Here is an 11035-nt window from a genome sequence, read left to right on the forward strand (position 1 = left end):
ATTGTGGCATGGTTCCTGCTATGGTCTTTATAACCAAACGAGAATAATCAATACAATAAATTCAGATATCGTTATATAGGAAACGGATAATGAGCGACGCAGCGCAGGACAATCTCAACGTATTTTGGTTTTTACCGACCCACGGCGATGGCCGTTATCTCGGCACCACCGAAGGCGGAAGAGCCGTCGATCTGCCGTACCTGCAGCAGGTGGCGCTCGCCGCCGACAATCTGGGGTATTACGGCGTACTGATCCCCACCGGCAAAAGCTGCGAGGATTCCTGGTTAGTGGCCTCCGCGCTGGCGCCGATCACCAAACGGCTGCGCTATCTGGTCGCGGTGCGTCCCGGCTTACAGCCGCCGAGCCTGGCCGCGCGGATGGCCGCCACGCTGGATCGCCTGTCGGAAGGGCGTCTGCTGATCAACGTGGTGACCGGCGGCGATCCGGTAGAAAACAAGGGCGACGGCATCTTCCTCAGCCACGCCGAACGATACCAGGTCACCCGCGAGTTCCTCGACGTCTATTCGCGCCTGTTAAAGGGCGAGAAGGTCGATTATCACGGCGAGCATATCCGCGTGGAAGGGGCTGAAGTGCTGTTCCCACCGGTGCAGGAAAACGGTCCGCCGCTGTTCTTTGGCGGTTCCTCAGAAGAAGCGCTGGAGGTGGCCGCTAACCAGATCGACACCTATCTGACCTGGGGCGAACCGGTTGAGCAAGTGGCGGAGAAAATCGCCGTGGTGCGTCAGCGCGCTGAAGAGCGGGGCCGCACGCTGGATTACGGCATTCGTCTGCACGTGATTGTGCGGGAAACCGAAGAAGAAGCCTGGGCCGCCGCCGACAAGCTGATTGCCCACCTTGATGATGACACCATCGCCGCCGCGCAGAAGATCTTCTCGCGGATGGATTCCACCGGACAGGCCCGCATGAGCGCGCTGCACGGCGGTTCCAAAGACGGCCTGCGCATCGCGCCTAACCTGTGGGCCGGGGTTGGCCTGGTGCGTGGCGGAGCGGGCACGGCGCTGGTAGGCAGTCCGCAGCAGGTGGCGGATCGTATTCGTGAATATCAGGCGCTGGGCATCAAAAACTTTATCTTCTCGGGCTATCCTCATCTGGAAGAAGCGCACCGCTTTGCGGAACTGGTGATGCCGTTGCTGCCGCTGGCCAGCAATGCCGAGAAGCGCCAGCGCACCATCAATACCGGACCCTTTGGCGAAACCATCGGTGGCGATCGCCGTCCGGGCAAACAGGGAAACTGAGTCATGAGCGATCGGCATATTGTCATTATTGGCGGCGGCTTTACCGGCACGGCGCTGGCTGTCCACCTGGCGCGGTTGGGTCACGCCGGGCTGGAGGTGACAATTATTGAACCGCGCGCCCAGCTGGCTCAGGGTGTGGCCTATGGCACCACCGATCCGGCGCACAGGATTAACGTGCCGGCGGCCAGGATGCAGCTTTCGGCGGCGGAAGAAGGGGACTTTGACCGTTGGTATCGTGCCTCGGCCGCCTTTCAGATCGATGCCAAAGCCTTGTGGCAGGACGGCAAAGTCTATCCGCAGCGCGGCCAGTTTGGCGCTTACGTGGCAGGCAAGCTGGCCGAGGCGCTGAACACCTCGGCGGTGCGGGTGAGCCATATTCAGGATCGGGCGATAGCGCTGCAAAACGGCGAGGTGCTGACGGCGTCCGGCAAAAAATACCGCGCGGATGACGTGGTGCTGGCGGTCAGCCATCCGCCGCCTGCGGTGCCGGCAAAACTTCAGCAGGCGCTGGCCGGGCATCCTGCGCTGATCGCCAATCCGTGGCAGGCCGATGCGCTAAGCCAGGTGGCTAAAGACGATCGGGTGGCCATTATCGGCTCCGGCTTAACCATGTCGGACGTGGTCGCCTCGCTGCACCGTCAGGGACATCGCGGCAGCATCGTCGCCTTCTCCCGCCGGGGTCAGCTGCCGCGTCCGAATATCACCGGTGACTTTGCGCCGCGACCACTGGATTACCAGCAACCGCAGGCCGCGACGGCGCTCGGCTGGTTGCGCCGCATCCGTGAGGAAGTCCGTCTGGCCGCCGCCGAACAGCAGCCGTGGCAGCTGGTGCTGGACGATATTCGCCTCAACGGTCAACGCCTGTGGCAACAGCTGCCGCTCAGCCAGCAGCGCAGTTTTCTGCGCCATCTGCGGCCGTGGTGGGATGTGCATCGCTACCGCATTGCGCCGCAGGTCAGCGCGGTGCTGACGCGACTGCTGCACAGCGGGCACCTTCAGGTGCTGGCCGCCAGCCTGCAACAGGTGACGGTCGATAATGACACGGTGATCCTGAGCCTGAAGCGACGCGGCGAGGCCAGCACCGACAGCGTGCAGGTCGACCGGCTGATCGTCACCACCGGCCCGGCCCACGGCGCGCTGTTAAGCAGTAATCCGCTGCTACAGCAGTTGGCGACGGAAGGGCTGATCAAGGCCGATCCGCTGGCGCTGGGGATCGCTGTCGATGCCCATTCCCGCACCCTGAACCGCCACGACCAAAGCAATCCCCATCTTTACGTCGTCGGGCCCGCCGCGCGCGGCCGCTTCGGTGAATTAATGGGCTTACCGCAGGTTGCCGAACACGCCGAATCCCTGGCGCAGCAGCTGCTGGGGATCGTTTCCCCGTCCGACGGCGAGCGATGTCCCCCTTCCTGAACCGCTGATTTTTCCTGAAAAAATATCCTTTTACTGATTGCCGGAACGGAAGGGCGAGCCCTTGCCGTGCCTGCTATGGAGTCTGCTATGTCATCGCAACGTGAAATTCGCCTGAACGCTTTTGATATGAACTGTGTCGGTCACCAGTCTCCCGGCCTGTGGGCGCACCCGCGCGACCGCTCGTGGGAATATAAGGATCTGGCCTACTGGACCGATTTGGCCCGCCTGCTGGAAAGAGGCAAGTTCGACGGGCTGTTTATTGCCGACGTGCTGGGGGTGTATGACGTGCTGGACGGCAACAACCATGCGGCGATCCGCAACGCGACCCAGGTGCCGGTTAACGATCCGCTGGCGCTGATCACCCCAATGGCGTTAGTCACCGAACACCTCGGCTTTGGCCTGACCGCCTCGCTCTCCTTTGAGCATCCTTATCCGTTTGCCCGCCGCATTTCCACGCTGGATCACCTGACCAAAGGTCGCATCGGCTGGAACATCGTCACCTCGTATCTGGAGAGCGGTGCAAAGAATATCGGTCATCAGAGCCAGACCGATCACGATGCGCGTTATGACTATGCCGACGAGTATCTGCAGGTGGTGTACAAGCTGCTGGAAGGCAGCTGGGAAGACGATGCGGTGGTGCGCGACCGCGTGCGCGGCATCTTCAGCGATCCGACAAAAATCCACCCGATTAAACATCAGGGTACCTTCTTCCAGGTGCCGGGCATTCACCTGTGCGAACCGTCACCGCAGCGCACGCCGGTGCTGTATCAGGCCGGAGCCTCCAGCCGGGGCAAGCAGTTTGCTGCTGAGCATGCCGAGTGCGTGTTTGTTGCCGCGCCATCGAAAGTGCTGCTGAAGAAAACCGTGGCGGATATTCGTCGCCGCGCGGCGGAGGCTGGCCGCGATCCGCGCAGCATCCTGATTTTTAACCTGCAAACGGTGATCGTCGGGGAAACCGACCAGGCGGCGCAGGCGAAGTGGGAAGAGTACAAAAAATACGTCAGTTACGAGGGCGCGCTGGCGCTGATCTCCGGCTGGACCGGGATCGATTTTGGTCAGTATCAGCCGGACCAGGTGCTTAAACACCTGCACACCAACGCCATCCAGTCGGCGGTGGAAACCTTCTCCACCGCCGATCCGGATCGTCAGTGGACGGTGCAGGCGTTGGCCGACTGGGTGGGCATTGGTGGCTTTGGCCCACTGCTGGTGGGTAGTGCCGAAACCGTGGCCGACGAGCTGCAAAGCTGGGTGGAAGAGACCGATGTCGATGGCTTTAACCTCGCCTACGCCGTCACTCACGAAACCTTCACCGATGTGGTGGAGCTGCTGATCCCGGAGCTGCAAAAACGCGGCGTCTACAAGAAGGACTATCAGCCGGGCACCCTGCGCGAAAAACTGTTTGGTCAGGGCGACCGTCTTGCAGCGCCGCATCCTGGCGTGGGCTATCGCCGCGTGTCGGGCGACGTGCCGCAGCCGGAGAGTGAGGTGCTCAATGATTGAAATTTCTGAGCTGAAAAAACACTATCCCGCGCCGGGCGGGAAAACGGTGGAGGTGTTGAAAGGCATCTCGCTGACCGTACCAGCGGCGTCGATCACCGCCGTGGTCGGCCCGAGCGGCGCGGGAAAATCCACGCTGGCGAAGTGCATCAGCCTGCTGGAAAAACCCTCGTCGGGCAGCATCCGGGTCAATGGCGAGGATCTGTCGCAGCTGTCGGGTGACGCGCTGCGCGCCAAACGCCGGGCCATTGGCACCGTGTTTCAGTCGTCAGCGCTGTTGCAGCGTAAAACCGCCTGGGAAAACATCGCGCTGCCGCTGGAGTGGCTCGGCGTGGTGCCCGGTGAAATCAAACGCCACGTCGGGCAGCTGCTGGACAGCGTTGGCCTGAGCGACAAAGCCAACGCCTTTCCGGCGCAGCTGTCCGGCGGCCAGCGCCAGCGTGTCGGGATTGCCCGCGCGCTGGCGCTGAAACCGTCGGTGCTGCTGGCCGATGAAGCTACTTCGGGGCTGGATCCGCAGGCCACCAGTTCAATCCTCGCATTGCTGAAACAGCTGCGCGATCGCTTTGGCCTGTCGATTATTTTGATCACCCATGAAATGGACGTGGTGCGCAGGGCGGCGGATGCGGTGGCCGAAATCAGCGACGGTCGGCTGGTGCAACAGGGCACCCTGAGCGATCTGCTCTCCAGCCCGCAGTCGAGCCTGGGACAACGGCTGTTTCCGCTGCAGCCGCTGGAGGCGTCGGGGGATATTTTGCTGCAGCTGACCTATGGCGATCGCCCGCTGGCCACCGACTGGATCAGCCAGCTTAGCCAGCAATATCAGCTGCACATCGATCTGCTGGCGGCGCACGTTGAGCAGGTGGGCGAGCGGCTGGCAGGGCGGATGCGCATCGCCGTGCGCTTTGGCGCGCAGCGGCCCCGCCATCAGGTGCTGATCCAGCAGCTTTATCAACTGGGTATCAATGCCGAGATCCTCGATCTCCAGCCCGCATTGCAGGAGGCCGGATGAAACCCGCAGACGTCATGAGCCATGACACCCCGTGGCGCGATATCCACACTCTGATGCTGCCGGCCTACGGCGAAACCTGGCTGATGGTCGGCATCGTGATGCTGTTTGTGGTCACCTTCGGCGGCCTGCTGGGCATCGTGCTGTTTAACACCTCAAAGCGCGGATTGTTTCCGCATGTGGCACTGAACCGCAGCCTGAGCTGGATAGTGAACATGGGACGCTCACTGCCGTTTCTGGTGCTGATGGCGGCGATCATTCCGTTCACCTTCTGGCTGACGGGTACCACCATCGGCATCCCTGCGGCGGTGATCCCAATGATTGTTGCCGGTACGCCGTTCTTTGCCCGGCTGGTGGAAACGGCGCTGCGCGAGCTGCCGGCTGACGTCACCGCCGTGGGGCTGGTCTCCGGCGGGTCGACCTGGCAAATCATCCGCCGGGCGCAGGTCAGCGAAGCCTTGCCCGCCATCGTTGCGGCTATCGTGCTTAACCTGATCTCGATGATTGAGTACTCGGCGATTGCCGGCACCATCGGCGCAGGCGGTATCGGTTATCTGGCGGTGGTCTACGGCTATCAGCGCTTCGACAACCACATCATGATCGCCACCATTCTGGTGCTTATTGCCACCATTCAACTGATTCAGTTTACTGGCGACCGCCTGGTTGCCGCACTTCAACCTTCTCAGGGATCCTGACCATGTCGCAGCACCAGTTTGAAATCAGAAAAAAGAAAAAATGGCCGGGCGTTGTCGCCGTGGTGGTAGTGATTGTCGTGGCGGGCGTGGCCTGGCATCTGCTGGCGAAAAAGAGTGACGCCGTCACCTTTACCGACACGCTGAAAGTCCACTTTGAACCGGCGATGGCCGGTGAGGAGCGCATTATCCAGTACGTCGGTCAGCATATCGCGCCGGATTACGGCATCAAGCTGGAAGCGGTGGGCCTGCAGGATCCGGTGCAGGCAGACCGCACGGTGGCCAACGGCCAGTATGCCGCCACCGTCTATCAGCATCAGTGGTGGTTAAAGCAGGTGGTCGACGCCAACAAGTTTGCTTTAACCCCGGCGCTGCCGATTTTCCAGTGGGCGTTTGGCATCTACTCCGATCGCTATAGCTCGATTAAGGATTTACCGGAAGGCGCGGAAATTGTGGTGCCCAATGACGGTGCCAATCAGGGCCAGGCGCTGTGGTTGTTGCAACGCATCGGCCTGATTGGTCTGGATCCGGCGGTGGAGCCGCGAATGGCGCAGCTTAAGGACATCAAAACCAACCCGCATAATTTCAAGTTCAAGGAGCTGGACCTGTTAACCATGCCGCGCGCATTGAACTCGGTGGATGCGGCGATTGGCTACGTGTCCCAGTTTGACGCCGGCAAAGTCCCGCGTGAGAAAGGGATCCTTTTCCCGCCCGCGCCGAAAACCTTTGCCTCGCAGCTGGTGATTGGCACGCCGTATCTGGACGACGAGAACATCGTCAAGCTGAAGAAGGCCTTTGCCGACCCACGCTTGCAGCAGTGGCTGAAAGAGACCAATGACCCGTTAGTGAAAGGTGTGCTGGTGCCTGTTTCGGCAGAATAATCGCGCGCGTTTTAACCCTGAATCACCGGATAGGCCTTTGGCTTATCCGGTTTTTCTGCTTGTCAAAAAAACATGAATATCTTATTGATTTTTATGGTTTTATAATGATTATTTGTTGTTTGTCCCCGCCGCAAGATCCTTCTATAAACAGCTCATCACCCGCGAATAATAAAATGATGAGGCCAGTATGAGCACGATTAATCTTGAGGGCGAACGGATACTCCCGCCGCCGCATTCAACACCGATAAGCTCTGTCAGTGACGTGGCAAACGTCATTAACAGCAGCAGCAGTAAAAACAGCTACGCCCGCTGGATCGTGTTTCTGGCACTGGGCGGCGTCTTCCTCGATGCCTACGATCTGACCACGCTGTCCTACGGGATTGATGACGTGGTGAAAGAGTTCGGGCTGACGCCAACCCTGACCGGGCTGGTGACCTCGTCGATCATGATCGGCACCATCGTCGGCAACCTGGTCGGCGGCTGGCTGACCGATAAATACGGCCGCTATTCGGTATTTATGGCCGACATGCTGTTTTTTGTGGTGTCGGCGATCGCAGCTGGCCTGGCACCGAACGTCTGGGTGCTGATCGGCGCGCGTTTCCTGATGGGCGTCGGCGTCGGGATTGATTTGCCGGTGGCGATGGCCTACCTGGCGGAATTCTCTAAATTCACCGGCAAGGGCAATAAAGCCTCGCGGCTGGCAGCCTGGTGCCCGATGTGGTACGCCGCGTCCTCGGCCTGTTTCTTTATCATTTTTGCCCTCTATTTCCTGCTGCCGAAAGAGCATCTGGACTGGCTGTGGCGCGCATCGCTGCTGTTTGGCGCGGTGCCTGCGCTGCTGATCATCGCCGTGCGCAGCAAGTTTATGAATGAATCGCCGCTGTGGGCGGCCAATCAGGGCGATCTGAGTGGTGCGGTGCGTATCCTGCGCGATTCCTACGGCATCGTTGCCCACGAGGCTGAGCCAGAAAAGCCGGCGGTTGAGAAAAAAGCGCCGCCAAAGGTCAGCTTCCGCGTGCTGTTCCAGAAACCCTATCTGGAGCGCACCGTGGTGACCGCGGTGATGAACGTCTGTATCTCGTTTGAATACACCGCGATTGCCTTCTTCCTGCCGTCGATTCTGGCGCAGTTCCTGGGCGCCGGCGTGTTTGAAACCATCTCCGCCTCGCTCGGCCTTAACGCACTGTTTGCCTTTACCGGCGGCCTGTTGGGCATGCGCCTGGCGTGGAAATTCCCGTCACGGCATGTGGCGATCGCCGGCTTTGCGCTGCAGTTTATCGCGCTGATTTCGCTGGCGCTGGTCGGCCATCCTGAAGCGACCGCCGGGGTGGTGTTTGCCATGCTGATGCTGGGTCTGTGGCTGTTCGCCGAAGGCTTTGGCCCTGGCGCGCAGATGATGATCTATCCGGCGCTCTCTTATCCCACCCATATTCGCGCCACCGGCGTCGGCTTTGGCCGCTCGCTGTCGGGCATTGGCAGCGCGCTGGCGCTGTTTATCCTGCCAATCCTGCAGGCGGCGTACGGCACTAATATGTTCTGGATTGTTTCACTGGCCGCCATTATCCCGATTTTCTTCCTGCTGATTATTCGCTTTGAACCGACCCGTCAGGACATTGACACCGAACACGAAACTGGAGAACACCATGTCTGAAGCCACTTACCCGGATTACGAAATTCTGGCCGCCCGATTCCGCCCGATCTTCAACCAGATTGCCGAAGGCGCGGTCGCGCGTGAACATAAGCGGACGCTGGCCGATGAGCCGATCCGCTGGCTGAAGCAGGCCGGATTCGGCACCCTGCGCATCCCGGTCGATCAGGGCGGACTGGGTGCCAGCCTGCCGCAGCTGTTCCAGCTGCTGATCGAACTGGCCGAAGCCGACTCCAATCTGCCGCAGGCGCTGCGCGCCCATTTTGCCTTCGTCGAAGATCGCCTGAATCAGCCCGACAGCGAAGGGCGTCGCCAGTGGTTCAGCCGGTTTGCCGACGGTGAACTGGTCGGCAGCGGCTGGAGCGAAATCGGCAACCTTAAGCTGGGCGAAATCAAAACCCGGGTGTCGCCGGGCGAAAACGGCTGGCGGTTGAACGGCGAGAAGTTTTACAGCACCGGCACGCTGTACGCCGACTGGATCGATGTCTTTGCAAAGCGCACCGACAACGACCGCGATGTGATTGCGCTGGTCAGCACCCATCAACCGGCGGTCCAGCGCGACGATGACTGGGATGGCTTTGGTCAGCGCCTGACCGGCAGCGGCACCACGCGCTTTAACGAGGCGGAAGTGGAGCAGGCGCACGTCTATGACTTCAGCGAGCGCTTCCGCTATCAGACCGCGTTTTACCAGCACGTGTTGCTGGCGACGCTGGCCGGCATTGGCCGCGCGGTCAGCCGCGATGCTGCGCAGGGCGTGGCGGCGCGTAAGCGTATTTACAGCCACGGCAACGCGCCGCTGGTGAAGCAGGATGTTCAGGTGCTGCAGGTGGTCGGACAGATCGACAGCTGGGCATGGGCGGTGGAGTCCGCCGTGCAGCGTGCCGGCCATTCGCTGCAACGGGCGTTTGACGTCGAGCATCAGGGCGGCAGCGAAGAGGCGATCCAGCAGGCTAACGTGCAGGCGGAGCTGGAAGCTGCCAGAGCGCAGGTGATTGCCACCGAGCTGATCCCGCGTGCCGCCACCGAACTGTTTAACGCGCTGGGCGCATCGGACACCCGCGTCAGCAAGGCGCTGGATCGTCACTGGCGTAACGCGCGCACCGTGGCGTCACACAACCCGGTGATTTACAAAATCCGCAACGTCGGCGACTGGGCGGTTAATGGCCGCGAACCGACGTTTATCTGGCAGATTGGCAATGGGGAATAGGGCTGTGGACGCGCCGAAAAAAATCCTGTTAAACGCCTTCAATATGAACTGCGTTGGGCATATTCATCACGGCATGTGGACGCATCCTCAGGATCGTTCCACGGAATTTAACAGCCTGAGTTACTGGCTGGATTTGGCGAAGATCCTCGAAAAAGGGCTGTTTGACGGGCTGTTTATCGCCGATATTCTCGGCGTGTATGACGTCTATCAGCAGGGGATCGCCCTGACCGCCAGCGAATCTATCCAGCTGCCGGTCAACGATCCGCTGATGCTGGTGTCGGCAATGGCCAGCGTCACCGAACATCTCGGCTTTGGTCTGACTGCCAACCTGAGTTACGAAGCGCCGTATCCGTTTGCCCGCCGCTTTTCGACGCTCGATCACCTGACCGCCGGGCGGGTGGGCTGGAATATCGTCACCGGTTATCTCGACAGCGCCGCCCGCGCCATGGGGCAGACGGAACTGTTGGGGCATGACCGTCGCTACGATCAGGCCGATGAGTTTCTCGACGTCAGCTATCAGCTGTGGGAAGGCAGCTGGGAAGAGGACGCGGTGCTGGCCGACCGTCAACAGCGGCGCTATGCCGATGCCAGCAAAATTCATCCTGTGCGTCATCACGGGGAATTTTATCAGGTGGAGGGTTATCACCTTTCCCAGCCGTCTCCGCAACGCACGCCGTTGCTGTTCCAGGCGGGAAGTTCCGCACGGGGCATCCAGTTCGCCGCGCGCCATGCGGAGTGCACCTTTGTTAATGGCAGCACGCCACAGGCGATGCGCGCACAGGTGGACAGGCTGCGGCAGGCGGCGAAAGAGGCCGGCAGGTTGCCCGAGGATTTGAAAATCTTTATGGGCATTTCGGTGATCGTCGCTCCCACCGAACGCGAGGCGCAGGAGAAGCATCAGGAATACCTGCGTTATGCCAGCCCGGAAGCGGGCATCGCCCACTTCTCCAGCTCGACCGGCATCGATCTGGCGGCGTTCGACCTTGATGAGCCGATTCAGAGCGGTGCCACCCGGGCGATCGAGTCGGTCAGCAAAGCCTACAGCGGCTGGACCAAACGTCAGCTGCTGGAACAGCATGCGTTGGGCGGTCGCTACGCGCTGATTGTCGGAGACCCGCAACAAGTGGCGACCGCGCTGATCGACTGGATCGACCAGGCCGGGATCGACGGTTTTAACCTCACGCGCATCGTTAATCCGCAAAGCTATATCGACTTTATTGAATTAGTGGTGCCGGAACTGCAACAGCGCGGGCGGTATAAGACTGCTTATCAGCCCGGCTCGCTGCGGAAAAAACTGTTTAATAGCGACAGGCTTGCCGAACGCCATCCGGCCGCAGCCTGGCGTAAAGGAGGGCGGAATTACCGTAATAATCAGTAATCCGTTCTATTGCTAAAACTCGCTCAGGCTTAGCTGAAATTGATCTGAATGGAT

9 protein-coding genes are annotated in these 11035 nt (G+C 60.5%); all 9 read left to right on the forward strand.

The features are described from left to right. The first annotated feature begins 89 nt into the window (after positions 1-89). The 9 genes from ssuD to E2F51_RS17635 all read left to right on the forward strand — a co-directional run bounded on the left by ssuD (position 90) and on the right by E2F51_RS17635 (position 10981). A complete protein-coding gene (gene ssuD / locus E2F51_RS17595; protein ID WP_134824079.1) occupies positions 90-1256 on the forward strand; it encodes an FMNH2-dependent alkanesulfonate monooxygenase in 1167 nt (388 codons plus the stop codon). Between the two features lie 3 nt (positions 1257-1259). Further along, complete coding sequence (locus E2F51_RS17600) at positions 1260-2669, forward strand: FAD/NAD(P)-binding protein (protein WP_134824080.1); 1410 nt, start codon at positions 1260-1262, stop codon at positions 2667-2669. Between the two features lie 87 nt (positions 2670-2756). Next, a complete protein-coding gene (locus E2F51_RS17605) occupies positions 2757-4169 on the forward strand; it encodes an LLM class flavin-dependent oxidoreductase (RefSeq protein ID WP_134824081.1) in 1413 nt (470 codons plus the stop codon). Then, positions 4162-5178, forward strand: coding sequence for a methionine ABC transporter ATP-binding protein (locus E2F51_RS17610; protein WP_134824082.1), 1017 nt, complete (start codon positions 4162-4164; stop codon positions 5176-5178). The genes E2F51_RS17605 and E2F51_RS17610 overlap by 8 nt, the downstream gene beginning before the upstream one ends. Then, positions 5175-5870 carry a methionine ABC transporter permease gene (locus E2F51_RS17615; RefSeq protein ID WP_134824083.1) on the forward strand — a complete coding sequence of 232 codons (696 nt, stop codon included), beginning with the start codon at positions 5175-5177 and terminating at the stop codon, positions 5868-5870. Before E2F51_RS17610 ends, E2F51_RS17615 begins: the two co-directional genes overlap by 4 nt. Before the next feature lie 2 nt (positions 5871-5872). Next, positions 5873-6748 carry a MetQ/NlpA family ABC transporter substrate-binding protein gene (locus E2F51_RS17620; protein WP_134824084.1) on the forward strand — a complete coding sequence of 292 codons (876 nt, stop codon included), beginning with the start codon at positions 5873-5875 and terminating at the stop codon, positions 6746-6748. 187 nt (positions 6749-6935) lie between these two features. Beyond that, positions 6936-8399, forward strand: coding sequence for an MFS transporter (locus tag E2F51_RS17625; RefSeq protein ID WP_105759041.1), 1464 nt, complete (start codon positions 6936-6938; stop codon positions 8397-8399). Beyond that, positions 8392-9603 carry an acyl-CoA dehydrogenase family protein gene (locus E2F51_RS17630; RefSeq protein WP_134824085.1) on the forward strand — a complete coding sequence of 404 codons (1212 nt, stop codon included), beginning with the start codon at positions 8392-8394 and terminating at the stop codon, positions 9601-9603. The genes E2F51_RS17625 and E2F51_RS17630 overlap by 8 nt, the downstream gene beginning before the upstream one ends. Next, a complete protein-coding gene (locus tag E2F51_RS17635) occupies positions 9593-10981 on the forward strand; it encodes an LLM class flavin-dependent oxidoreductase (RefSeq protein ID WP_134824086.1) in 1389 nt (462 codons plus the stop codon). Before E2F51_RS17630 ends, E2F51_RS17635 begins: the two co-directional genes overlap by 11 nt. Positions 10982-11035: the final 54 nt, after the last annotated feature.

The sequence above is a fragment of the Erwinia sp. QL-Z3 genome (genome assembly GCF_004551645.1).
GTDB classification, from domain to species: Bacteria; Pseudomonadota; Gammaproteobacteria; order Enterobacterales; family Enterobacteriaceae; genus Erwinia; species Erwinia billingiae.

Bases quoted from the DNA above. Each gene is read 5' to 3' on its own strand.
- E2F51_RS17605 (WP_134824081.1), top strand. From the start codon at position 2,757: ATGTCATCGCAACGTGAAATTCGCCTGAACGCTTTTGATATGAACTGT.
- E2F51_RS17600 (WP_134824080.1), top strand. From the start codon at position 1,260: ATGAGCGATCGGCATATTGTCATTATTGGCGGCGGCTTTACCGGCACG.
- ssuD (WP_134824079.1), top strand. From the start codon at position 90: ATGAGCGACGCAGCGCAGGACAATCTCAACGTATTTTGGTTTTTACCG.
- E2F51_RS17620 (WP_134824084.1), top strand. From the start codon at position 5,873: ATGTCGCAGCACCAGTTTGAAATCAGAAAAAAGAAAAAATGGCCGGGC.
- E2F51_RS17635 (WP_134824086.1), top strand. From the start codon at position 9,593: ATGGGGAATAGGGCTGTGGACGCGCCGAAAAAAATCCTGTTAAACGCC.
- E2F51_RS17630 (WP_134824085.1), top strand. From the start codon at position 8,392: ATGTCTGAAGCCACTTACCCGGATTACGAAATTCTGGCCGCCCGATTC.
- E2F51_RS17615 (WP_134824083.1), top strand. From the start codon at position 5,175: ATGAAACCCGCAGACGTCATGAGCCATGACACCCCGTGGCGCGATATC.
- E2F51_RS17610 (WP_134824082.1), top strand. From the start codon at position 4,162: ATGATTGAAATTTCTGAGCTGAAAAAACACTATCCCGCGCCGGGCGGG.
- E2F51_RS17625 (WP_105759041.1), top strand. From the start codon at position 6,936: ATGAGCACGATTAATCTTGAGGGCGAACGGATACTCCCGCCGCCGCAT.